Raw genomic sequence first — 2979 nt, forward strand, 5'->3', positions numbered from 1 at the left:
CCGGTACGCGAGGTACCGGCGCCGCTCGGCGGTGCCTGTGCGGTGGTGGTCATACGGATGCCCGCAGAGTCCTGCCTGCCTTCGGTTCCTACTTGGCCGAGGCGGCGACGGCCTTGTCGATCAGCGGCAGGTAGCGGTCGATCACCCACGGGACGGTGAGCGGGTTGATGATCGAGGAAGCCGTGACGAAGGGGTTGTCGTTACTGGCGACGACGGCACCGCTCTTGATCGCGGGGATCGCGCCGTACAGCGGCTGCGCCTCGATCTCCTTGCGGCTCTTGGCGTCCGTGTAGAACGTGAAGACGACGTCGCTGTCCTTCAGCTTCTCGGCGTTCTCCAGGCCGATGAGCGCCGAGTCGGTGCCCTCGGTCTCCTTGAAGGTGTTCACCACCGGGTCGACGGTCAGTCCGAGGGAGGAGACCATCTTGACGCGCTGCTCCTCGGGCTTGAAGACGCCGAGGGTGCCGGGGCCGGTGTTGTAGATGTACGAGAACGTGACGTCCTTGTAGTTCGGCCGGGTGGCCGCGGCGTCGGCGAGCTGCTTCTCGATCTTCGTCTTGAGACCCTTGGCGTCCTCGGTCTGGCCGAGGGCCTTGCCGATGATGTCGATCTGCTGGTCCCAGTCGGTGCTCCACGCCTGGTCCGGGTAGGCCACGGTCGGGGCGATGTCCTTCAGGATGTCGTACTGCTCCTGGGTGACACCCGACCACGGGGCGAGGATGACGTCCGGCTCGAGCTCGGTGATGGCCTCGAAGTCGATGTCCTCGCCGCCCGTGAACTGCTTGGGCAGCTTGTCGCCCGACTTCTTCACAGCCTCGTTGATCCACGGCAGGTAGCCGCTCTTGTCGCTGCCCCACTCGTAGTTCTCTATGCCCACGGGGGTGTGGCCGAGCGCGATCGCCGTCTCGGCGGATCCCTGGCCGAGGGTGACGATCCGTTCGGGCTTCGCCTCGATCTCCGCGGTGCCCAGAGAGCTCTTGACCGAGACGGGGAAGGCTCCCGCGCCCTTCGCCGAGGACTCCGTCGACTTCTTGTCGTCGTCGCTGCCGGACGAGCAGCCGCCCAGGACGAGTGCGAGCGCGGCGGCGGTGGCCGAGGCTGCAACGGTGTGACGACGCACGCGGGTGGACCCGAGCATTGGTGTTCCTCATGATTGGCGAACGGTGAGAGTTAGGCAAGCCTAAGCTAATCATGCACCCCGGTTCAACCGGGGTGCCGTTACCGAAAGTCCACCGGCTCACCGGTCGGCGCCGCCGCCCGTACCACCCGGCCCGCCCGGCCCGATGTGCTCGCCCGGAGTCGCCAGTTCCTCCACGGCGTCGGCACCCACCACCGCGCCGGTCGACTTCTTGCCGCGCCGCAGCATGCCCTCCAGCCAGCTCGCGAAGGTGGTGAGGGCGAAGTTGATCACGATGAAGATGACCGCCACGACGGTGAAGCTCGCGATGGTGTTGGCGCCGTAGTTGGCGCTCATCGGGCGCACCGAGGCCAGCAGTTCCGAGAAGCCGAGCATGGCGCCGCCGAGCGCCGTGTCCTTGACGATGACCACCAGTTGGCTGACGAGCGCCGGCAGCATCGCGGTGACGGACTGCGGGAGCAGCACGTGCAGCATGGTCTGCCCCTTGCGCATACCGATCGCCTTGGCGGCATCGGTCTGTCCGCGGGGCAGGGACAGGATTCCGGCCCGCACCACCTCGGCGAGCACCGAGGCGTTGTAGAGCACGAGCCCGGTGACCACCGCGTACAGCGGACGGGTGTCGGGGCTGACATCGGTGAACTCGGAGAACGCGGCGTTGGCGAAGAGCATCAGGATCAGTACGGGAATGGCGCGGAAGAACTCCACGACGGTGCCGGCCGTGGCGCGTACCCACCGGTGATCGGAGAGCCGGGAGATACCGAAGAAGGCTCCGAGGGGCAGGGCGATGACCATGGCGAGGGAGGCCGCGACGACGGTGTTCTGCAGCCCCGGCAGGATGTACGTGGTCCAGGCGCGGGAGTCGGTGAAGAAGGGCTTCCACTTCTCCCATTCGAGCTGGTTCTTCTCGACGAGGCTGCCGTACACCCACCACAGGACAGCGGCCAGGGCCACCAGGAACAGCAGGGTGTACACGACGTTGCGCCGCTTGGCGCGCGGCCCCGGGGCGTCGTACAGGGGGGACTTCATCGCCGCACCGACACCTTCTTGCTCACCCAGCCCAGGAAGAGCCCGGTCGGCAGGGTGAGGCAGACGAATCCGAAGGCGAAGACGCCGGAGATGAGGATGAGCTGGGCCTCGTTCTCGATCATCTCCCGCATCAGCAGTGCGGCTTCGGCGACACCGATCGCCGCGGCCACCGTGGTGTTCTTGGTCAGCGCGATCAGGACGTTCGCCAGGGGGCCGACCACGGAACGGAACGCCTGCGGAAGGATGACGAGACGCAGGGTCTGGGTGAAGCTGAGGCCGATGGCGCGCGCCGCCTCGATCTGGCCCACGGGCACGGTGTTGATGCCGGACCGCAGCGCCTCACAGACGAACGCGGCGGTGTAGGCGGTCAGTCCGAGCACGGCGAGCCGGAAGTTGATGGTCGTGAAGTCCTCCGCGCCGAGGCTGATCCCGAGCGTCTGGAAGAGTCCGAGCGAGGTGAAGATGATGATCACCGTGAGCGGGATGTTCCGCACGATGTTGACGTAGCAGGTGCCGAAACCGCGCATCAGGGGTACGGGACTGACCCGCATCGCGGCCAGAATCGTGCCCCAGACGAGGGAGCCGGCGCCGGAATAGAGGGTGAGCTGCACCGTCACCCAGAAGGCCCCGAGCAGGTCATAGCCTTCAAGGAAGTCGAACACGATGTCCCGCGCTTTCGCGTAGGGGGAGGGCCCGGTGGGGCCCCCCCGGGGGGGGGGCCCCCGCCCCCCGGCGCCCCCGCGCCGCGGGGCGGCCAGGATGGAACACCCCGCCCACCTAGGACAGAGCCAGGGGCGCCCCCCCCGCCCCCACAG

Annotated in this window: 3 protein-coding genes; all 3 read right to left on the reverse strand. The window is 67.5% G+C overall.

Annotated elements, in window-relative coordinates:
- Positions 1 to 88: 88 nt before the first annotated feature.
- Complete coding sequence (locus ACWGO0_RS13840) at positions 89 to 1138, reverse strand: iron-siderophore ABC transporter substrate-binding protein (protein WP_453532978.1); 1050 nt, start codon at positions 1136 to 1138, stop codon at positions 89 to 91.
- Positions 1139 to 1237: 99 nt separating this feature from the next.
- Positions 1238 to 2164, reverse strand: coding sequence for an amino acid ABC transporter permease (locus ACWGO0_RS13845; RefSeq protein WP_453532980.1), 927 nt, complete (start codon positions 2162 to 2164; stop codon positions 1238 to 1240).
- Positions 2161 to 2826 (reverse strand): amino acid ABC transporter permease, encoded by a 666-nt coding sequence (locus ACWGO0_RS13850; protein WP_453532983.1) that lies wholly within the window; start codon positions 2824 to 2826, stop codon positions 2161 to 2163. Before ACWGO0_RS13850 ends, ACWGO0_RS13845 begins: the two co-directional genes overlap by 4 nt.
- Positions 2827 to 2979 lie beyond the last annotated feature (153 nt).

It is taken from the genome of Streptomyces sp. NPDC055749 (assembly GCF_053617235.1).